Source organism: Streptomyces sp. NPDC053427, assembly GCF_044544985.1.
Classification (GTDB): Bacteria; Actinomycetota; Actinomycetes; order Streptomycetales; family Streptomycetaceae; genus Streptomyces.
Genome location: NZ_JBITYA010000004.1, coordinates 1 through 18,135, shown reverse-complemented (window position 1 = coordinate 18,135; position 18,135 = coordinate 1). Strand labels below are relative to the sequence as shown.

The window sequence follows — 18,135 nt, the reverse complement described above, 5'->3', positions numbered from 1 at the left end:
ACTGTATCCGCTGTGTGCGGGAACCCGCAGATGGGACCGGGCGTTAATAAACAGCAGGGGGAAAGGCAGGGGGGATGCACCGGTGAAGACGGCGCGTGACACGAAGCAAGGTCGGAAGCAGGACCAAATGCAGGTCAAAACTGCTTATCCGGAGCTAACGGGCGAGGTGGATATGGTAGGGGCTCTACTGGACACCACCAGAGCCACCAGGGGAGGTGCGGCTGCGACGGGTGACCGAATGGCGCGAAGGCGCTGGAGAAGGTCGTTCGCCGAGCCGAAATCCGTGACAAACACTGCTGCAGGTCTCCGTACCACCGACTCCGCAACGACCGCGACCTTCGCCGAGGGCGCGGATGCGCAGGCGTGGACCCCGCCCAGCTGGGAGGAGATCGTCAGCACCCACAGTGCACGGGTCTACCGTCTCGCCTACCGTCTCAGCGGAAATCAGCACGACGCCGAGGACCTCACCCAGGAAGTGTTCGTCCGCGTCTTCCGCTCCCTGTCGTCGTACACCCCCGGCACCTTCGAGGGCTGGCTGCACCGCATCACGACCAACCTCTTCCTGGACATGGTCCGCCGCCGCCAGCGCATCCGCTTCGACTCGCTCGGTGACGACGCCGCCGAACGCCTGCCCAGTAACGAGCCGGCGCCGCAGGAGCACTTCGACGACACCCACTTCGACGCCGACGTCCAGCACGCGCTGGACACCCTCGCGCCCGAATTCCGGGCCGCGGTCGTCCTGTGCGACATCGAAGGCCTCTCGTACGAGGAGATCGCCGCGACCCTCGGCGTGAAGCTCGGCACGGTCCGCAGCCGGATCCACCGCGGCCGCTCCCATCTGCGCAAGGCGCTCAAGCACCGCTCCCCGGCGGCGCGCGCCGAGGAGCGCAAGCAGCAGCGGTCGCTGGCCGTGGCCTCCACCGGGGAGGTCGGGATCGCGTGAGCCTCAGTGGCGGTCCGTCCCCCGCCGAGCAGCATCTCGGCGACCGCCTCGCGGCCCTGGTCGACGGCGAGTTGGGGCATGACGCGCGCGAGCGGGTGCTCGCGCATCTTGCGACGTGCGGAAAGTGCAAGGCAGAGGCCGATGCCCAGCGCCGGCTGAAGAACGTCTTCGCGCAGTCGGCGCCCCCGGGGCCCTCCGAGGGGCTGCTGGCGCGCCTCCAGGGGCTGCCCGGCGGCGATCCGGGCGGTCCCGGCAGCCCGCTCGACGGCGGCTTCGGACGCGGCGGCTTCGCCCGGGACGGCTCCTTCGGCTATGTCCCCGGCAACGACCACGGCCGGCGGGCCGACCGGGCGGCGGGCCTTGTCGCGCCGCCGCGGCAGCGCGGTTTCCGGGTCCATGTGGCCGAGCGGCCCGCGCCGCAGCGGCGCCGGTTCGCCTTCGCGGCGGCCGGGGCGGTCTCGCTCGCGGCCTTCGCGCTCGGCGGCGCCCTTCCGCTGGAGGCGGCCGTCGACCGGCCCGCCGGCCGCCCCGACGCCGGCGGCACGGCCGTCACACCGCTCAGCGCCACCCCGGCGGCGGGCGACGGTTCGCTGACCCGTACCGGCGAATTCCTCACGACCGGGGACTCCCGCACCGGCACCGGCCCGCGGAACGGCGCCCCCACCGTGGCCCCGGCCCCCAGCGCCATGAGCCTCTACGCCCCCGGCGCTGTGTTCCCGCACCGCCCGTCACTCGGCCCGAACCCGACCGGACGTTTCGGCCTCCCGCCCCTGATAGCCGCCACCGGCCCGGCCTCGCCCTACCACCACTCCCCGGTGGCCGGCGGCCCCGGCAACGCGCCCGCCCGCGCCTTTCCCCCGCTTCCCCCACTGGAGCCCAAGCGCCCGCTGATCGGCTCCGCCGCCCCCGCCGCGCCCGGCGCAACTCCCGACCGGCACTGACCGCGCACTGCGCAGCCCCGCGCAGAACTGGTTGAATCCCTGTTGGGCGGCGCGCCCCTGTCCGGGGCGCGGGCCGCGAGGTGGCGGTGGCCCGTGCGTGACCGCGGGCGAAAAATGGGGAGAGCATGGACGACGGTAAGGCCGCCGGGCCGAAGCTGAAGTGGTGGAGCCGCCCGGGACGCCCGGTGACGCAGCCGCCCACCGAAGCCGCTCCGCAGGCACCGGCGCCGCCCGCCGACCGCACGGCAGGGACGGCGGAGGCGGCGGAGACGGCCGCGGGGGCCCCGGGAGTCGCGGGGACCTCGGAGGACGGGGACTGGACCGTTCGGCCGCCGGAGGGCGCCGGGGCCGAGGGCGCGGATGCGGCGCCCGGACCCTCGGGGCCCGAGCCGTCCGCGGCGGCCGCTGTGCCCGAGCCCGCGGGCGCGGTGAAGGCGGCCGATGCGACAGGCACGGCAGATACGGCAGGCACGGCCGAAGCGGCGGCGGACGGGGACTGGACGGTCCGGCCGCCGGACGGTGAGGCCGCTGCGCCCGAGCCCTCGACGGTGACGCCCGGTCAGGTGGGCGCCGCGGCGCGCGACGACGCATCGGCCGGTTCCCGGGCCGAAGCGCCGGACGGCAACGCCGCGACGGCCACGGTCACTGCCGGGGCGCACGGTGCGCCGGAGCGGCCGCGGCCGCTGCACGCCGAGGACCCCTACGGCACGCCTCCGTACGGCGGCCCCGGGCCCTGGGCGCCCGCGCCGCCCGTACAGCGGCCGATGGCGACCCCGGCGCAGGGCACCAGGCTCCCGCCGTACGCCATGCCCGCACAGGCACCGATGCCCGGCGCGCCGTACCCCGGCCCGGCCCCGCAGCCGCCCGCCGGCGCCGCACCGTCCGCCCCCGCCCCCACGGGCGACGACCGCCCCTCCCTCCGGAAAGCCGCTGCCCCTCAGGAGCCCGCCGCCACCCCGTCCGACGCCCCCGACACCACACCGTTCGTCCCCCACCCCGGCGACGGCGGCCCCCGCCCCGCCACGAGCCGGGCGGCCATGCCGGGCGGCCACGGACCGGCCCCCGCTCCGGCCGCCGCCCCCGCTCCGGTCCCGGCCCCCGCGCCCCTCCCCGCCCCCACCGGCGCCTGGCAGCAGTACGACCCCTGGAGCGCCCCCCAGCACGGCGGCCCCGCCATGCCCCCGCCGCCCGGCAGCCGGCGCACCAGGCGCGCGCCGCTGGTGGCCGGCGCGGTGGCCCTCGCGCTGCTCGCGGGCGGTGTCGGCGGCGTCATCGGCGCGTACATCGAGCGGTACGGCGGCATCAACGACATCCAGCTCACGCAGGCCGCCGACGACGGCGGGGCCCGTAACCCCGACAGCGTCGCCGGGATCGCGCAGCGGGCACTGCCCGGCGTGGTCACCCTCCACGTACGCGGCAGCGCCGAGCAGGGCACCGGCACCGGCTTCGTCCTCGACCGCGAGGGGCACATCCTCACCAACAACCACGTCGTCGAGCCGGCCGGGACCGGCGGCGAGATATCGGTGACCTTCAGCGGCGGCCAGACGGCCAAGGCCAAGGTCGTCGGGCAGGACGGCGGCTACGACCTCGCCGTCGTCCAGGTGGAGGGCGTCACCGGGCTGCGGCCGCTGACCCTCGGCAACTCCGACGCGGTGCGGGTCGGCGACCCGGTGGTGGCGATCGGCGCCCCCTACGACCTCGCCAACACCGTCACCTCCGGCATCATCAGCGCCAAGCAGCGCCCGATCACCGCAGGCGGCCGGAAAGGGGACGGGAGCGATGTGTCGTACGTCGACGCGCTGCAGACCGACGCCCCGATAAACCCGGGCAACTCCGGCGGCCCGCTGGTCGACGCCAAGGCGCGGGTGATCGGCATCAACAGCGCCATCCGGGCGGCCGACAGCGGCAGCGGGGCGGACGCCGGCGGACAGGGCGGCAGCATCGGCCTGGGCTTCGCCATACCGATCAACCAGGCCAAGCGGGTGGCCGAAGAACTGATCAACACCGGCCGGGCGACACACCCGGTGATCGGCGTCACGCTGGAGATGGAGTACGCCGGGGACGGCGCCCGGGTCAGCGCCCGGAGCAAGGACGGAAAGGCGGCGGTCACCCCGGGCGGGCCCGGCGCCAAGGCCGGGATCAGGGCCGGCGATGTGATCACCAAGGTGGACGGCGCGGCGGTGCACAGCGGCGAGGAGCTGATCGTCAAGGTCCGCAGCCACCGGCCCGGCGACACGCTGGTACTGAGCCTCCAAAGGAGCGGAAAGGAGCGGACCGTTCGGCTGACGCTGGGCTCCTCCAGCGGCGGCTGATCGTTTGCCCTGTGTTGGCACGGGTGACTCCCACCCGATACGGCGGGCCAGGTACCGTGATAGTCGGCCTGGCCCCTAGGCCATCGAAGGCCGCGGATATTCCAAGGAGCTGCAAGGTGTTCTTCGACATAGGACCCCTCGAGCTGGTCGCGCTCGTGATCCTTGCGGTGCTCATCTTCGGGCCGGACAAGCTGCCCAAGGTCATCAACGACGCCATGCGGTTCGTCCGGAAGGTGCGCGCGTTCTCCGACAGCGCCAAGGAGGACATCCGCAGCGAGCTGGGGCCGGAGTTCAAGGACTTCGAGTTCGAGGACCTCAAGCCCAAGAACTTCGTCCGCAAGCACGTCCTGGACAAGGACGAATACGGCCTCAAGGACCTCCAGGAGATCCGTAACGGCTTCGACTTCACCTCGGAGATGGCGGACCTCGAGGACGTCGTCCACGGCCGCGACGACGCCCCTGGCGCTTCCGCGAGTCCCTCGAACGGCGCACGCGCCAACCTCACCAAGGAGCCCGCGGCCGGCGCCTCCGGCCGCCCCGACCTGGTCAAGAAGGGCGACCGGGCCGAATCGCCGGAGCGTCCGCCTTTCGACGCCGACGCCACCTGATACTCCCGTATGCCCGGCTGTGTTGACCCCTATGGCTATGCTCCCGGTGTCCGGGGTGAGGACGCCTGAGGGGGGCGGGCCGCCCACGACGCAGGGCAACAAGGAGGCGCCGCGCAGATGGAGACGACGAGTCCGACACCGACCCATGAGGTGTCCGCCGACGTCGGCCGGAAGGTCGATGGCTATCTGCTGGCCGCGTTCCCGTGGTACGGCCTCGACGAGGCGTTCACCGGGCCACGCTGGCTGATGCAGGTCGGCACGGCCGCGGACGGCACCGTCGAGCACGGTGCCACCGGGCACGGCCAGGAGCCGACCATAAAGGTGGAGACGGGCAAGGACGAGGACCGGTTCGCGGTCGTGGTCACCGTCGCCAGCCGGCCCGTACGGCGCAGCGCCGACGGCACCGGCGTCCTGGAGGCCACCTCGGTCTCCACGGCCGCCTGGCTCGCCGGGTCCGGGCTGCTCGCGCAGACCTGGCCGTCCCACATGGACCGGGCGCTGCGCCAGGACTGGCTGGACCAGCAGACGATGATCGCCTGGGAGCTGGCCGACGATCTGGACGGCGAGAGCTGGAGCGAGCTGATGCTGCCGGTGGACGGCGTGCCGATGCCGTTCAGCTACCGCGAGTCCGAGTATGGCTGGGTGCTGGCCGGTTCGTCGAGCGACGGCCCCGAGGCCGTGCACCTCGGCGCGTACGGGCGCGGTATGAGCGCCTACGGCCTGGCATTCTCGGTGGTCAAGGACCTGACGACGTACGAGGGCTGAGCCGCCCCGGGCCGGGGGCGGGCCCCCGCGGGCCGTCCCCGGAGCGAACAGAAGGGGCGGACCCGGTGGGCCCGCCCCTGCGGCGCCGGTCCGGCGGGCCGCCGCCCCGCGGCCCGCACGACCTCACGCCCCGAGAACCTCAGGTTCTCCGCGCTTCACGCCCTCAGAACTTGTTGCGCGGCGTGATCCCCAACGACATGCCCGACAGGCCCCGCTGACGGCCGCCCAGCTTGCCCGCGATGGCGCGGATCGCCGAGCCCGCGGGGGAATCCGGGTCGGTCAGCACGACCGGCTTGCCCTCGTCGCCGCCCTCGCGCAGCCGGACGTCGATCGGGATGGCGCCGAGCACCGGCACCTGCGTACCGGTCGTCTTCGTCAGGCCCTCCGCGACCCGCTCGCCGCCGCCGCTGCCGAAGACATCGACCATCTCGTCGCAGTGCGGGCAGGGCAGCCCGGACATGTTCTCCACCACGCCGACGATCTTCTGGTGGGTCTGCACAGCGATCGAACCCGCCCGCTCGGCGACCTCGGCCGCGGCCTGCTGCGGCGTGGTGACGACCAGGATCTCGGCGTTCGGGACGAGCTGCGCCACCGAGATGGCGATGTCGCCCGTACCCGGCGGCAGGTCCAGCAGCAGGACGTCCAGGTCGCCCCAGTACACATCGGCGAGGAACTGCTGGAGCGCGCGGTGCAGCATCGGGCCGCGCCAGACCACCGGGGCGTTGCCCGGGGTGAACATGCCGATCGAGATCACCTTCACGCCGTTCGCCGACGGCGGCATGATCATGTTCTCGACCTGGGTGGGCTTGCCGTCCGCGCCCAGCATCCGCGGCACGGAGTGGCCGTAGATGTCGGCGTCCACCACGCCGACCTTCAGGCCGTCGGCCGCCATTGCCGCGGCGAGGTTCACGGTCACCGACGACTTGCCGACGCCGCCCTTGCCGGAGGCGACGGCGTAGACGCGGGTCAGCGAGCCGGGCTGGGCGAACGGCACCTCGCGCTCGGCGGTACCGCCGCGCAGCGACGTCGCCAGCTCCTTGCGCTGCTCGTCGCTCATCACCTCCAGCTCGACGGCGACGGAGGTGACGCCCTCGACCCGCGCGACGGCCTCGCGCACATTGCTGGTGATCGTCTCGCGCATCGGGCAGCCGGAGACCGTGAGATAGACCACGACCGCCACCGCGCCGTCCGCCGCGATGTCCACCGATTTGACCATCCCCAGATCGGTGATGGGGCGGTGGATCTCGGGGTCGTTCACCGTCGCGAGCGCGGCGCGGACCGCGTCCTCGCTGGGCGCGGAGCCAGGGGACTGGGGCGTGTCGGTAGCCATGCCCCGATGGTACGGCTCCAGAGGCGGCCTCCGGTAAGGCCGTCAGCGGTCGCGTTCGTCACTCTCCGCTTCGACCATCCGGCGCAGCTCCAGGTCGCGCATCAGGTCCTCCAGTTCGGAGCGGATCCAGTCGCGGGTGGCCACCTCGCCCAGGCCCAGCCGCAGCGCCGCGATCTCCCTGGTCAGATATTCGGTGTCGGCGATGGAGCGCTCGTTCTGCGCGCGGTCCTGTTCCTGGGAGACCCGGTCCCGGTCGGCCTGGCGGTTCTGCGCCAAAAGGATCAGCGGCGCCGCGTACGAGGCCTGCAGCGACAGCGCCAGCGTCAGGAAGATGAAGGGGAACTCGTCGAATCGCAGATGGCCGGGCGCGAGGACGTTCCAGCCGACCCACACGATGACGACGACCGTCATCCAGACGATGAACCGGCCCGTCCCCAGGAACCGGGCGATCTTCTCCGACAGCCGCCCGAACGCCTCCGGGTCGTACTCCGGCCAGAACGTACGGCGCGGCACCCGCGGCAGGTCCAGGCGCACCCGCGGCCGTTCGGGCGGGCTGCCGCGGCGCACCGCGGAGGCGCCGACCGCCCGCGCCCGGTCCTTGCCGCCGTCCCGCTCCTCAGCGCCCATCCGCGGCACCCCGCAGCGCCTGCGCCCCGGCCGTGACCGAGCCGTGCATCTCGGCCTCCCGCCAGTCGTCCGGCAGCAGATGGTCCAGGACGTCATCGACGGTGACCGCGCCCAGCAGCGACCCGCTCTCGTCCACGACCGGCGCGGAGACCATGTTGTACGCCGCCAGATAGCGGGTCACCTCGGGCAGCGGGGTGTCCGGGGGCAGGGCCGGCAGATCGGTGTCCGCGATGGAGCTGACGAGGGTGAACGGCGGATCGCGCAGCAGCCGCTGGAAGTGGACCAGGCCCAGATACTTGCCGGTGGGGGTCTCGTCGGGCGGGCGGCAGACGTACACCTGGGCGGCGAGCGCGGGGGACAGGTCGGGGTCGCGCACCCGGGCCAGTGCGTCCGCGACCGTCGCGTCCGGGCGCAGCACGATCGGCTCGGTCGTCATCAGACCGCCCGCCGTGCGCTCCTCGTACGACATCAGCCGCCGCACGTCCGCGGCCTCCTCCGGCCGCATCAGGGTCAGCAGCCGCTCCTTCTCCTCCTCCGGCAGCTCCGAGAGCAGGTCGGCGGCGTCGTCCGGATCCATCGCCTCCAGGACGTCCGCGGCCCGTTCCTCCTTCAGCTTGCCGATGATCTCGATCTGGTCGTCCTCCGGCAGCTCCTCCAGCACATCGGCCAGCCGGTCGTCGTCGAGCGCCGCGGCGACCTCCGCGCGCCGCTTGGCGGAGAGATGGTGCAGGACGCCCGCGAGGTCGGCCGGCCGCAGCTGCTCGAAGGTGGCCAGCAGATTCTCCGCGCCCTGCCCGTGCTCCTCCAGCGAGAAGCCGGTCACCGCCGACCACTCCAGGGTCAGCGTCTCCCCCTTGCGGCGCAGCGCCCCGCCCTTGCCGCGCCGTACGAAGACCTTGTCGATCTCCCAGTCGCGGCGGGCCGGCAGTTGGATGATGCCGATGTCCAGGACGGTGACCTCCTCGCCGCTCTCCACCAGGCGCACCCGGCGGTCCAGCAGCTCGCCCAGCACCAGCGTCTCGGAGGCGCGCTGTTCGAAGCGCCGCATGTTGATCACGCCGGTCGTGATGACCTGGCCGGACTCCACTCCGGTCACCCGGGTCATGGGCAGGAAGATGCGACGCCGGCTGATCACCTCGACGACCAGGCCCAGCAGCCGCGGCGGGCGCGCGCCGACCCGCAGCATCGCCACCAGGTCGCGCACCCGGCCCACCTGGTCGCCGTTGGGGTCGAAGACGGCGACGCCGGAGAGATGGGAGACGAAGACCCGGGGAGTGACCACTGCCATGCGCAGCGCCTCCCTTTCTCCCGTTCCGCCCGGAACGATCCCTCGAGTCGGCTTCAGGCTAACGCGCCCCGGTCGGCCACGCCCCGGGGAGAACGGCCGTATGGTGGCCCCTCACCACGGGCGTGCGGAGCCGCCCGCAGGGTCGTACGGGTGTACTGCCCACACCCCGCCGAAAACCGTGCACGGCCCAGGTACGCTGCCGTACTGCTGTCGAGGTCACCCGCATCAGGAGGCAGAGCCGACGTGACTGCTACCCCCTCGGGGACGCGCCCCCGAGCCCTGACCGGCCGCCGTCGTACGGGACGGGCGGCGCTCGTCGGGGCGGTGTGCGCGGGGCTGGCCGCGGCGCTCGCGGGCTGCGGCGGCGAGGACCCGGACGCCGGCACCAACGGCGTCGGCAAGCTGCCCGCCGCGAAGATCGAATCCAAGGCGCGGGCGGCCGCCGAGCGGGCCGACACGGTCCGGCTCTCCGGCAATGTCGTCAGCCAGGGCCGCACCTACAAGCTCGACATGCGGCTCGCGAAGAACGGCGCCAAGGGCGAGCTGAGCACCAAGGCGGCGGCCTTCTCGCTGCTGCGGGTGGGCGATGCGCTCTACCTCAAGGCGGACGCCGCCTTCTGGGCCGGCGAGAAGAGCGCCAACTCCGGGACGCCCGACGAGTCCGCCGCGGCCAAACTCGGCGGCAAGTACGTCAAGGTGCCCGCCGCCGACCCGGTCTACAAACGCTTCAGCGGCTTCACGGACAAGGACACGCTGCTGGGCAGCCTGCTCGGGCTGCACGGCAAGCTGGCCACCGGCGACCGCAGCGACATCGACGGCGTCCGCACCATCCGCGTCACCGCGGCCGCGGGTTCCGGCGGCACCCTGGACGTCTCCCTGGAGGGCACGCCGTATCCGCTGCGGCTTCAGCGCGCGGGCGGCGCGGGCGTGGTCCGCCTCGACGACTGGGGCAAGAGCGTGGACCTCAGGGCCCCGGCCAAGGACCAGGTCGTCGACTACGGCTCACGGATCTCGGGCCGGGGCTGAGGGGGCGGGGGCCTTAGGGGGCGGGCGAACAGATCCCTTAGGGGATGCGGGCGCCCCTTGCGGGCCACAACGCGGCGGCGCCGGGGCGGTATTCCTCCGGCGCACTGCATGAGCGGCAATCCCGCGGCGCACCGCATGCGCGGCAATCCCGCCAAGCCCACGCACGAGCGGCAACCCCGCGGCCACCGCATGCGCGGTGTTCCCACGGCCCACCACCTGTCACGTGCCCGGCCGGACGCCGGCCCGCCCTTCGCCCCCGGCGCAGCGGCCGGTCAGCGCCCACGACTCGGCGCAGCGGCCGGTCAGCCCCTACGACTCGGCGCAGAGCCCGGTCAGCCCCGACGGCCCCGGCGCAGCAGCTTGGGCAGCGCGGCCGGAATGGGCTGACGGGTGAGGGCGGGCGAGGCCAGCGGGGGCGCGGCATGCGACGTGTCCGGCATCCGGCCGGGACGCTGCGCCGCCTCCTCGCCGACCGGCTCCAGTCGCAGCACCCGGCACTCCCGTGCCCAGCGCTCCGTGAGGGTGTCCGCGTCCGGGGCGTTGAGCCGCTTGCCCCTGAGCTCCTCGACCGCCGTCCGCCAGGCCTCGCTCTCCGGCGTCAGCTCGACGACCCGCGCCTGCCAGACGACCAGCCGGCCGCCCTTGTCCTTGCTGCGTACGGTGACCGTGGCCGGACCGCCGTCGGTCAGCCCGAGATCGGCCAGCGGCTGCTCGTCGGAGCCGTTCCGCCGCGGCGCGCCGGTGCCCCGCTCCGGTCCGCCGGGCGCGGTGCCCCCGACGAGGCAGGCCGCCCCGTCGTGCCACACATGCCACAGTGCGCGCGCCGGGCCCGCCGTCCCCTGCACCCAGATCAGGCCGGACTTCTTCGTGGCCTCTTCGATGAGCGCCCGATCCTGCAGGGCCTGCGACACGGTCTCCGTCATACGGATCAGCCTAATGGGCCCGTTCACGGCGGCCCGGGGCCGCCCAGGCGCTGAGACGCGACGCCTCAGGCGAGGAACGCGCGGGCGAACCCGGCCAGATTCCGCGGGCAGGCCCATATCTCCCGGGTGAGCCGGCCCTCGTACCAGGACTCCCGCCACTCGTCGTCCTCGTCCTCGTCGGCGTGCCCCTCGGCGAGAGCCGCCTCATGGGCCGTGTCCCGCTCGGGATGGGCCAGCATCTCAAGGACCGGCGGGAAGCCTTCCATGTGCCCGTCGTCCGGGACGTCGTCGCAGGGGTGCGCCGGATGGCCGCAGGGGGTGTCGCCCAGGGTGCCGGCGACGGTCGCCATCACCGCTCTCACCCGGCGCTCGGACTCCGCATGCGGCCGGGCGCAAACGACGTGGTTGCCGATGCAGTACAGCCCGAGCGTCCACAGCGCGGTCTCGGCACCGCCGGCCGCGACGCTCGACTCGAGGTGCCGCGCGCACTCCAGCACCGCGTGCCGGGCGCTGCCGAGGTAGTAGCCCTGAACGAGGCTGTCCCAGTCGCCGACCAGGCCGTCCCACTCCGCGGGCGTGGCCGGCGCCTCGAGGGGCACCGACCGCTCTTCCTCGTAGCACTCCTCCTCGACGCTCTCGGGACTCACCTCATGGCTCATGCTCCGAGAATGACACGGGGGTCCGACAACGCCCCGCCGCACCGGCCCAACTACCGGTTCACAGCCATCCGTTCCGCTTGAATCCGCGGTGGATGCCGAAGCAGATGGCCACCGTCACCAGCATCATCGCCGGGTAGCCGAACTTCCAGTGCAGCTCCGGCATGTAGGTGAAGTTCATGCCGTAGATCCCGGCGATCATCGTCGGGACGGCGAAGATGGCCGCCCACGCCGTGATCTTGCGCATGTCCTCGTTCTGCGCGACGGCTGCCTGCGCGAGATTGGCCTGGAGGATGGAGTTGAGCAGGTCGTCGAAGGAGAGCACCTGCTCGTTGACCCGGGCCAGGTGGTCGGCCACATCGCGGAAGTACTTCTGGATGTCCGTGTCGACCAGCCGCATCGGGCGCTCGCTCAGCAGCTGCATCGGCCGCAGCAGCGGCGACACCGCGCGCTTGAACTCCAGTACCTCACGCTTGAGTTGGTAGATCCGCCCGGCGTCGCCGCCCTTGGCGGAGGAACCCTTCGCGCCGGGCCCCTTCCCGTTGGTGCCGGAGCTGAAGACGTCGATCTCCACCTCGTCGATGTCGTCCTGCACCGCACCCGCGACCGCCATGTAGCCGTCGACCACCTGGTCGGCGATGGCGTGCAGCACCGCCGACGGGCCCTTGGCCAGCAGCTCCGGGTCGTCCTGGAGCCGGTGCCGCAGGGCGCGCAGGGAGCCCTGGCCGCCGTGCCGCACGGTCACGATGAAGTCCCGGCCGGTGAAACACATCACCTCGCCGGTCTCCACGACCTCGCTGGTCGCGGTCAGCTCGGCGTGCTCGACGTAGTGGACCGTCTTGAAGACGGTGAACAGGGTGTCGTCGTAACGCTCCAGCTTGGGCCGCTGGTGGGCGTGCACGGCGTCCTCGACGGCGAGCGGGTGCAGCCCGAATTCCTGGGCGATACCGGCGAATTCGGCCTCGGTGGGCTCGTGCAGACCGATCCAGGCGAAGCCGCCCTCGGCGCGGACGCTCGCCATCGCCTGGGCGGGGGTGACGTGCTCGCTCACCCGGCGCCCCTCGCGGTAGACGCCGCAGTCCACGATGGCGCTGTTGGTGCACGCCGGGGCGGTGGCTTCGTAGCGGTAGGGGGTGTCGTCGCGGCGCCGGGACGGGCGGACGGCGGCGCGCAGGTCGCGGATCATCGACATGGCAGGCTCCTTCACGGGCCGGCCGTCAGCCAGGGGCGCGGGGCGCAACGCTGCCCGGAACGTGGACGTACGAGGCATTCTTGGCCGTACGTCCGCAAAGCGGGCGGCGTTCCGTGCGGTGACACTGACGGCAGTTCGCAGAACACGGAAATTGAGAGTCGAAGGCGCTCTTCCGTCATCTACATCCGGCGCAAAGGAACTTCCCGGGTTTCGCCGCCGAGCGGCTGGGTACGGAAGCTCTCGGATCAGGAGATTCGCTGCGCGAGGGGGATGACAGGAGAACTATCGGTACTGCACGGTCGACTCGGATCCACCGCAGCCCCACCTCCTCCGGCCGGTCCCCGTTGGGGGACGACGTCATTCCCTGACCAGACGGCAAGGCTATCAGCCGTCTGAAGCGTTACGGTGCCGCTTTGCCTGTTCGATACGAACGGTGGGGCGCCGGTCGGGTGAGCGGCCGGCCGTATGCTCGCGGCATGTCTGACGTTCTTGAGCTGGTCGAGGCCCGGTTGCGGACGACCCTGGGCGAGCCGGACGCGCGTGCCGCCGTCACCTTCCTCGGCACCGACCGTATCGAGGTCCTCCGCTTCGTGGACAACGGGGTGGTGCGCTACGCCACGCTCGGGATGTCCGCCCAGCCCATGGCCGACCCCACCGCGGTGGTAGCCGACCCCGTGCGCGGCCCCCGCGCCGAACTCGTCCTGACCGTACGGGGCGGCCGCGCCGACACCGACAAGGCGCTCCGCCCGCTCGCCGTCCTCGGCGCGTCCCCGCAGGTCGAGGGGGTGATCGTGGCCCCGGGTGCCTCGCTGGACGTGGGGGAGCCGCTGTGGCCCGGAGCGCCCTTCACCTCGGTCCTGGTGGCCGAGCCCGGCGGGCTGATCGAGGACCTGGAGCTGGACGAGCCGCTCGACCCGGTCCGCTTCCTTCCTCTCCTGCCGATGACGCCCAACGAGTCCGCCTGGAAGCGGGTGCACGGCGCCGAGGCCCTCCAGGAGCGCTGGCTCCGGCACGGCACGGACCTGCGCGATCCGCTGCGCACGGGCGTACCGCTCGACGACTGAGGGCGGCCGGGGGAGCGGACGACGGGGAGGGCGTACCGGGCACGGGCCGGGCGGATCTGACGCCCCGACCGATCGGGCGGGGCGTCAGGCGGCTTACGGGCCACCGCCCGGCGGTCGGTCGGCGAAGACCGTGATGCCGTCCTCCGCGGCTCCCTTGGGCTCCGTCCGGGGGACCCCGCGCGCGGTTCCGGTTCCCCGGCCCGGAGGGTCGGCGCGGTGGCGGACGGCGACGAGGCCGGCGCCGGTCACCGCCGTGACGGCCGCGACCGCGAGCGGGACGTGGATGTCGGTCCACTCCGCGATCTTGGGCTTGGTGCCGTCGTGGCGCTCCCCGAGGCCCTCGGGGGTGGCTGGCATATGCATGCAATAAGTGAGCCGAGTGAAAAAGTGCAATGCGCAACTAGTCTTTGGGAGGGGGACGGCGCGCGGGCGGCGGCCAAATGGGCGGCCGGGCACGCGAATCCGGCCGCACCGGACGGGTGATCGTCCTTGACGCGGCGCCGGGGCTGGAGGACCGTTGGTCCTTATGAGGGGCGAACCCAGTTGCCCGAAGTGCGGTGGCCGGGTGCGGGCGCCCGGTCTTTTCTCCGACTCCTGGCAGTGCGCCGTGCACGGCGTCGTGCACCCACTCCAGCCGGTCGTCCCGCCGAGTGTCGAAGCGCTCGGCGTTGTGGTGCACCGCGCGCAGGTGCCCGTATGGATGCCCTGGCCGCTCCCCGTCGGCTGGCTGTTCACCGGCGTCGCCTGCGCAGGTGACGACCGCAGCGGCGGCCGCGCGACCGCGGTGGCCTGCTCGGGGCCCGGACCGCTGGGCGGCCCCGGTGAGCTGCTGCTGATCGCCGAGGAGCTGGGCGTCGGCCTCGGCGCGCGCTACGCCGGTATAGACGGCCTCGACCCCGGCCCCCGTATGTGCGTGGACAAGCCCCCGCACGCCAAGGTGCTGGCCGCCGGGCGGCCGACCGCCATGTGGCATGTCGACGGCTCGCCCGAGGACCGCGCGGTCTTCGCGGGGGAGGCGCGCGGGCTGTGGCTGTGGGCGATCGCCTGGCCGGAGAGTTCGGGCCTGCTGATGTACGACGAGCTGGTGCTGACGGATCTGCGGGAGGCGGGCGCGGAGGTGGACCTGCTGCCGTGCGGGGCGCTGTCGCCGCGGATCCTGGGCTGAGCGCGCGGCGCGGGGGCCCGTAGGCCGTCCGACGAGGGCGCATCCGGGTGGCCGGTATCCTTCTGGGGGCACCGTTGTACGAGCGCCCCGAGAGTCCCCCGTCCGTCCCGCAGTCTGGAGTCCGCGTCGTGCGTATCGATCTGCACACCCACTCCACGGCCTCCGACGGTACGGACACCCCCGCCGAGCTGGTGCGGGGCGCCGCGGCCGCCGGTCTCGACGTGGTCGCGCTGACCGACCACGACACCGTCGGCGGCCATGCCGAGGCCCGGGCCGCGCTGCCCGAGGGGCTCACGCTGGTCACCGGCGCCGAACTCTCCTGCCGGATCGACGGGGTGAGCCTGCACATGCTCGCCTACCTCTTCGACCCCGACGAGCCCGAACTCTCCCGCGAGCGGGAGCTGGTCCGCGATGACCGGGTGCCGCGGGCCCAGGGCATGGTCGCCAAGCTGCGCGACCTCGGCGTGCCGATCACCTGGGAGCGCGTGGCGGAGATCGCCGGGGACGGCGCCGTCGGACGCCCGCACCTCGCGACCGCCCTCGTCGAGCTGGGCCTGGTCGCCTCCGTCTCCGACGCTTTCACCGCCGAGTGGCTCGGCCAGGACGGCCGGGCCTACGTCGAGAAGCACGAGCTGGACCCGTTCGACGCGATACGGCTGGTCAAGGCCGCCGGCGGGGTCACCGTCTTCGCGCACCCGCTGGCCCTCAAGCGCGGCAGCTGCGTACCGGAGAGCATGATCGGCGAGCTGGCCGCGGCCGGTCTCGACGGCATCGAGGTCGACCACATGGACCACGACGAGCCCACCCGCGCCCGGTTGCGCGGTCTGGCCGCCGACCTGGGCCTGCTGGCCACCGGCTCCAGCGACTACCACGGCAGCCGCAAGACCTGCCGCCTCGGTGAGTACACCACCGACCCCGAGATCTACGGCGAGATCGTGCGCCGTGCGACCGGCGCCTTCCCCGTGCCCGGCGCGGGCGGCTGAGCGCCGCTCCCGCTGCTCCACCCTTCCCGCTACCGGTCCCGTGCGCGCCGCGCCGGCCCGTGATCCGCTGCTCCGTACCACCTCCCGCAAGGCCATCACCGTGTTCGACGTTGCCGTCTTCAGTACGCTCTTTGTCACCCTTTTTGTCATCATGGATCCCCCTGGGATCACCCCGATCTTTCTCGCCCTGACGTCCGGGCGCCCGGCCAAGGTGCAGCGCCGGATGGCCTGGCAGGCCGCCGCCGTCGCCTTCGGCGTCATCGCCGTCTTCGGCCTCTTCGGCCGGCAGATCCTGGGCCGGCTGCACATCTCCACGCCCGCGCTGATGATCGCGGGCGGGCTGCTGCTCCTGCTGGTCGCGCTGGACCTGCTGACCGGCAAGTCGGAGGAGCCGACCCAGACCAAGGACGTCAATGTGGCGCTGGTGCCGCTGGGCATGCCGCTGCTGGCCGGGCCGGGCGCGATCGTGTCGGTGATCCTGGCGGTGCAGCACGCGCACGGGGCCGCGGCGCAGCTCTCCGTCTGGGCGGCGATCGCCGCGATCCATGTGGTGCTCTATCTGGTGATGCGGTTCTCGCTGGTGATCATCCGGGTGATCAAGGACGGCGGGGTGGTCCTGGTCACCCGGCTGGCGGGCATGATGCTCTCCGCGCTGGCGGTGCAGCAGATCATCAACGGGGTGACGCAGGTGATTCAGGCGTCCTGACCCCCGGAGCCCCCCGGCCCTTCCCGGTCCGGACACGCGAAGCGCCCCCGTACGGAGATCCCGTACGGGGGCGCTTCGACGTCGTCATCTCAGCGGGCGTCGTTATCGGCGGGCGTCGGTGTCATCGGGCGGCAGCGGTGTCGGCCGGGCGGATGTAGATGCGCTGGCCTATGGCTGCGGCCTGCTGCACGATCCGGTTGACGGAGGCGGCGTCCACGACGGTGCTGTCCACGGCGGTGCCGTCGGCATCGTCCAGGCGCATGATCTCGAAGCGCATACGGCTTCTCCCTTCGTCTGATCCTCCTGCGGAGAACTGTGTGGTGTGGAGGGCGCGGCTTCATTGCCAGGCGGTCCGTACGGGTACAACGACCCGCATCCTGCAATCATTCCCTACGCTAAAGAAAAGTTTCGATGAACTAAGTACTTGCTGGTGGAGCGGTTGTGCTCACAGAGTGACCGCCCGGACAATGAGTCCGGTATGAACGACGTCCAGCCCCCGGGCCCCACAGACCTCACCGCGCTCGCCGCAGGGATAGAGCGCACCAACGAGCTGCTCACACGGGTGCTCGCCGAGGTCGCCACCACCCCGTCCACGCACGCCGCGTTCGTGGACGCGGGCTATGTCTATGCCGCGGCGGGGCGGCTGGTCGCTGGAACGGAGGATCGCAAGGCATTCGAACTGGATGCGGAAGGAATCATCGAGGCCTTCATCGACAAGGCCCGGATGATCTTCCCGGACAGCCGGCTGCTGCGCGTCTACTGGTACGACGGTGCCCGCCGCCGCATCCACACCCAGGAGCAGCAGCGGATCGCCGAGCTGCCGGACGTCAAGGTCCGCCTCGGCAATCTCAACGCCAACAATCAGCAGAAGGGCGTCGACTCCCTGATCCGCAGCGACCTGGAGTCGCTCGCCCGGCACCGCGCGATCAGCGATGCGGTGCTCATAGGAGGCGACGAGGACCTGGTCTCGGCGGTGGAGGCGGCGCAGGGGTACGGCGCACGGGTGCACCTGTGGGGCATCGAGGCCGCCGGGGGCCGCAACCAGGCCGAGCCGCTGCTGTGGGAGGTCGACAGCCAGCGCACCTTCGACCTGGACTTCTGCAAGCCGTACGTCACACGGCGGGCGGGTGTGGAATGCGCCGAGCCGCAGGTCGTCGAGGGCCCGGTGCCCGCCCGCGAGGAGGTCCGCTTCGTGGGGGCGCGGATAGCGGCCCAGTGGCTGTCCGAACGCGGCCGCGAATGGGTGGCGACGCTGCTGCCCGGCCACCCGTATCTGCCCGGCGCCGTCGACCAGGACCTGCTGACCACCGCCGAGGCGCTCCTCCAACACTCGCTACGCGCCCACGCCGACCTGCGGCGCGTCCTCCGGGACGGCTTCTGGGATCATGTTCAGGGGCAGTATTAGCCGGTTCGCTGCGCTTTGCCGGGGCCCCACGTTGTCGGCCGTCCCGCCGTGGTGGTTTGTCGCCGTTTCGCCTGTGGCGGGCCCGTGCGCTGCGCTTTGCCTGGGTCGGTGTTTCGGGCTTTCTCGCCGTTGCGCCTGCGGCGGGCTGGTTGCCGCTGCGCGGGGCTGTTCGGCAGCGGCACCGGGCCTACACGGCTCCGC

The 18,135-nt window shown here is 72.6% G+C and carries 19 protein-coding genes; 11 read left to right on the top strand and 8 right to left on the bottom strand.

Annotation, left to right across the window (positions count from 1 at the left end; all coding sequences use genetic code 11):
* Positions 1 to 172: 172 nt before the first annotated feature.
* The 5 genes from sigE to ACIGWZ_RS11765 all read left to right on the top strand — a co-directional run bounded on the left by sigE (position 173) and on the right by ACIGWZ_RS11765 (position 5,569).
* Complete coding sequence (gene sigE / locus ACIGWZ_RS11785) at positions 173 to 943, top strand: RNA polymerase sigma factor SigE (RefSeq protein ID WP_400063341.1); 771 nt, start codon at positions 173 to 175, stop codon at positions 941 to 943.
* Positions 940 to 1,884 carry a zf-HC2 domain-containing protein gene (locus tag ACIGWZ_RS11780; protein ID WP_400063339.1) on the top strand — a complete coding sequence of 315 codons (945 nt, stop codon included), beginning with the start codon at positions 940 to 942 and terminating at the stop codon, positions 1,882 to 1,884. The genes sigE and ACIGWZ_RS11780 overlap by 4 nt, the downstream gene beginning before the upstream one ends.
* Positions 1,885 to 2,009: 125 nt before the next feature.
* Entirely contained in the window at positions 2,010 to 4,196 is a 2,187-nt protein-coding gene (locus ACIGWZ_RS11775; protein WP_400063337.1) for a trypsin-like peptidase domain-containing protein, read from the top strand.
* Positions 4,197 to 4,312: 116 nt separating this feature from the next.
* The gene (locus ACIGWZ_RS11770; RefSeq protein WP_400063335.1) at positions 4,313 to 4,804 is read left to right on the top strand and encodes a sec-independent translocase; all 492 of its coding nucleotides are present in this window, start codon (positions 4,313 to 4,315) and stop codon (positions 4,802 to 4,804) included.
* A gap of 117 nt (positions 4,805 to 4,921) precedes the next feature.
* Positions 4,922 to 5,569, top strand: coding sequence for a hypothetical protein (locus ACIGWZ_RS11765; protein WP_400063333.1), 648 nt, complete (start codon positions 4,922 to 4,924; stop codon positions 5,567 to 5,569).
* Positions 5,570 to 5,732: 163 nt separating this feature from the next.
* On the opposite strand, the gene ACIGWZ_RS11760 is transcribed toward ACIGWZ_RS11765, so the two are convergent.
* The 3 genes from ACIGWZ_RS11760 to ACIGWZ_RS11750 are packed head-to-tail and all read right to left on the bottom strand — an operon-like array spanning position 5,733 to position 8,814.
* Positions 5,733 to 6,899 carry an Mrp/NBP35 family ATP-binding protein gene (locus ACIGWZ_RS11760; RefSeq protein ID WP_400063331.1) on the bottom strand — a complete coding sequence of 389 codons (1,167 nt, stop codon included), beginning with the start codon at positions 6,897 to 6,899 and terminating at the stop codon, positions 5,733 to 5,735.
* Between the two features lie 42 nt (positions 6,900 to 6,941).
* Positions 6,942 to 7,526 (bottom strand): DUF1003 domain-containing protein, encoded by a 585-nt coding sequence (locus ACIGWZ_RS11755; RefSeq protein WP_400063329.1) that lies wholly within the window; start codon positions 7,524 to 7,526, stop codon positions 6,942 to 6,944.
* Positions 7,516 to 8,814, bottom strand: a complete 1,299-nt coding sequence (locus ACIGWZ_RS11750) for a magnesium transporter MgtE N-terminal domain-containing protein (RefSeq protein ID WP_400063328.1) — start codon at positions 8,812 to 8,814, stop codon at positions 7,516 to 7,518. The genes ACIGWZ_RS11755 and ACIGWZ_RS11750 overlap by 11 nt, the downstream gene beginning before the upstream one ends.
* 243 nt (positions 8,815 to 9,057) lie before the next feature.
* Between ACIGWZ_RS11750 and ACIGWZ_RS11745 the strand changes: the two genes are divergently transcribed.
* Positions 9,058 to 9,840, top strand: a complete 783-nt coding sequence (locus ACIGWZ_RS11745; protein ID WP_400063326.1) for a hypothetical protein — start codon at positions 9,058 to 9,060, stop codon at positions 9,838 to 9,840.
* A gap of 332 nt (positions 9,841 to 10,172) precedes the next feature.
* Here ACIGWZ_RS11745 and ACIGWZ_RS11740 read toward each other — a convergent pair whose 3' ends face one another.
* The 3 genes from ACIGWZ_RS11740 to ACIGWZ_RS11730 all read right to left on the bottom strand — a co-directional run bounded on the left by ACIGWZ_RS11740 (position 10,173) and on the right by ACIGWZ_RS11730 (position 12,611).
* Entirely contained in the window at positions 10,173 to 10,763 is a 591-nt protein-coding gene (locus tag ACIGWZ_RS11740) for a hypothetical protein (protein ID WP_400063324.1), read from the bottom strand.
* 65 nt (positions 10,764 to 10,828) lie between these two features.
* Positions 10,829 to 11,422 (bottom strand): hypothetical protein, encoded by a 594-nt coding sequence (locus tag ACIGWZ_RS11735; RefSeq protein ID WP_400063322.1) that lies wholly within the window; start codon positions 11,420 to 11,422, stop codon positions 10,829 to 10,831.
* Positions 11,423 to 11,480: 58 nt separating this feature from the next.
* Complete coding sequence (locus ACIGWZ_RS11730; protein WP_400063320.1) at positions 11,481 to 12,611, bottom strand: magnesium and cobalt transport protein CorA; 1,131 nt, start codon at positions 12,609 to 12,611, stop codon at positions 11,481 to 11,483.
* A 476-nt stretch (positions 12,612 to 13,087) separates the two neighbouring features.
* Between ACIGWZ_RS11730 and ACIGWZ_RS11725 the strand changes: the two genes are divergently transcribed.
* The gene (locus ACIGWZ_RS11725; RefSeq protein WP_400063318.1) at positions 13,088 to 13,675 is read left to right on the top strand and encodes a suppressor of fused domain protein; all 588 of its coding nucleotides are present in this window, start codon (positions 13,088 to 13,090) and stop codon (positions 13,673 to 13,675) included.
* Positions 13,676 to 13,768: 93 nt separating this feature from the next.
* Here the strand turns inward: ACIGWZ_RS11725 and ACIGWZ_RS11720 are convergent, their stop codons facing one another.
* Entirely contained in the window at positions 13,769 to 14,038 is a 270-nt protein-coding gene (locus ACIGWZ_RS11720) for a hypothetical protein (protein ID WP_400063316.1), read from the bottom strand.
* A 163-nt stretch (positions 14,039 to 14,201) separates the two neighbouring features.
* Between ACIGWZ_RS11720 and ACIGWZ_RS11715 the strand changes: the two genes are divergently transcribed.
* The 3 genes from ACIGWZ_RS11715 (at position 14,202) to ACIGWZ_RS11705 (ending at position 16,529) form a co-directional block, all read left to right on the top strand.
* Complete coding sequence (locus ACIGWZ_RS11715; RefSeq protein ID WP_400063314.1) at positions 14,202 to 14,840, top strand: DUF6758 family protein; 639 nt, start codon at positions 14,202 to 14,204, stop codon at positions 14,838 to 14,840.
* A 128-nt stretch (positions 14,841 to 14,968) separates the two neighbouring features.
* Positions 14,969 to 15,823: a PHP domain-containing protein gene (locus tag ACIGWZ_RS11710; RefSeq protein ID WP_400063312.1), complete on the top strand. Its 855-nt coding sequence runs from the start codon at positions 14,969 to 14,971 to the stop codon at positions 15,821 to 15,823.
* A 100-nt stretch (positions 15,824 to 15,923) separates the two neighbouring features.
* Positions 15,924 to 16,529: a MarC family protein gene (locus ACIGWZ_RS11705; RefSeq protein WP_400064398.1), complete on the top strand. Its 606-nt coding sequence runs from the start codon at positions 15,924 to 15,926 to the stop codon at positions 16,527 to 16,529.
* A gap of 121 nt (positions 16,530 to 16,650) precedes the next feature.
* On the opposite strand, the gene ACIGWZ_RS11700 is transcribed toward ACIGWZ_RS11705, so the two are convergent.
* Positions 16,651 to 16,806 (bottom strand): hypothetical protein, encoded by a 156-nt coding sequence (locus ACIGWZ_RS11700; protein WP_400063310.1) that lies wholly within the window; start codon positions 16,804 to 16,806, stop codon positions 16,651 to 16,653.
* A gap of 201 nt (positions 16,807 to 17,007) precedes the next feature.
* Between ACIGWZ_RS11700 and ACIGWZ_RS11695 the strand changes: the two genes are divergently transcribed.
* Entirely contained in the window at positions 17,008 to 17,934 is a 927-nt protein-coding gene (locus ACIGWZ_RS11695) for an NYN domain-containing protein (protein ID WP_400063308.1), read from the top strand.
* Positions 17,935 to 18,135: the final 201 nt, after the last annotated feature.

What these genes read in the sequence shown, in the direction of transcription:
- ACIGWZ_RS11775 (WP_400063337.1), top strand. Translation starts at nt 2,010, where the DNA reads ATGGACGACGGTAAGGCCGCCGGGCCGAAGCTGAAGTGGTGGAGCCGC.
- ACIGWZ_RS11760 (WP_400063331.1), bottom strand. Translation starts at nt 6,899, where the DNA reads ATGGCTACCGACACGCCCCAGTCCCCTGGCTCCGCGCCCAGCGAGGAC.
- ACIGWZ_RS11750 (WP_400063328.1), bottom strand. Translation starts at nt 8,814, where the DNA reads ATGGCAGTGGTCACTCCCCGGGTCTTCGTCTCCCATCTCTCCGGCGTC.
- ACIGWZ_RS11695 (WP_400063308.1), top strand. Translation starts at nt 17,008, where the DNA reads ATGAACGACGTCCAGCCCCCGGGCCCCACAGACCTCACCGCGCTCGCC.
- sigE (WP_400063341.1), top strand. Translation starts at nt 173, where the DNA reads ATGGTAGGGGCTCTACTGGACACCACCAGAGCCACCAGGGGAGGTGCG.
- ACIGWZ_RS11715 (WP_400063314.1), top strand. Translation starts at nt 14,202, where the DNA reads ATGAGGGGCGAACCCAGTTGCCCGAAGTGCGGTGGCCGGGTGCGGGCG.
- ACIGWZ_RS11730 (WP_400063320.1), bottom strand. Translation starts at nt 12,611, where the DNA reads ATGTCGATGATCCGCGACCTGCGCGCCGCCGTCCGCCCGTCCCGGCGC.
- ACIGWZ_RS11720 (WP_400063316.1), bottom strand. Translation starts at nt 14,038, where the DNA reads ATGCATATGCCAGCCACCCCCGAGGGCCTCGGGGAGCGCCACGACGGC.
- ACIGWZ_RS11735 (WP_400063322.1), bottom strand. Translation starts at nt 11,422, where the DNA reads ATGAGCCATGAGGTGAGTCCCGAGAGCGTCGAGGAGGAGTGCTACGAG.
- ACIGWZ_RS11755 (WP_400063329.1), bottom strand. Translation starts at nt 7,526, where the DNA reads ATGGGCGCTGAGGAGCGGGACGGCGGCAAGGACCGGGCGCGGGCGGTC.
- ACIGWZ_RS11725 (WP_400063318.1), top strand. Translation starts at nt 13,088, where the DNA reads ATGTCTGACGTTCTTGAGCTGGTCGAGGCCCGGTTGCGGACGACCCTG.
- ACIGWZ_RS11765 (WP_400063333.1), top strand. Translation starts at nt 4,922, where the DNA reads ATGGAGACGACGAGTCCGACACCGACCCATGAGGTGTCCGCCGACGTC.
- ACIGWZ_RS11740 (WP_400063324.1), bottom strand. Translation starts at nt 10,763, where the DNA reads ATGACGGAGACCGTGTCGCAGGCCCTGCAGGATCGGGCGCTCATCGAA.
- ACIGWZ_RS11700 (WP_400063310.1), bottom strand. Translation starts at nt 16,806, where the DNA reads ATGCGCTTCGAGATCATGCGCCTGGACGATGCCGACGGCACCGCCGTG.